At 68.0% G+C, this 300-nt stretch carries 1 pseudogene; it reads left to right on the top strand.

Going from position 1 to position 300, the window contains the following annotated elements:
- Positions 1-300, top strand: a pseudogene (locus SB717_RS34925) (hypothetical protein); the annotation flags it as partial.

Here is a 300-nt window from a genome sequence, read left to right as displayed (position 1 = left end):
GCCAAGGCGCAGTCCCAGGGCCGCTCCCTCGCGGGCTACCTGACGATGTTGAACAGCGCGCGCAGCGAGCACCCCGCCCTGCGGCAGCTGCGCAACCTGAGCATCCACTGGAGCGACGACGACAGCATCCTCGTCTACTCCAAGTACCTCGACGGCCGGTTCACCCGGAGCGGGAAGGCCGACGCGGTCATCGTCGTCGCCAACGTCGACCCGCACTCGGTGCGCGAGACGATCGTCCACCTCGACCCGTCCCAGTTCGGAATCCCGTTCGGCGCTCAGTTCGAGGTGAAGGACCGCGTG

Origin of the sequence: Priestia sp. SIMBA_032, assembly GCF_046535215.1 — a bacterium.
Taxonomy (GTDB): domain Bacteria; phylum Bacillota; class Bacilli; order Bacillales; family Bacillaceae_H; genus Priestia; species Priestia aryabhattai.
Note: the sequence above shows the minus strand (reverse complement) of the source record. Positions and strands in the feature narration are given on the sequence as shown.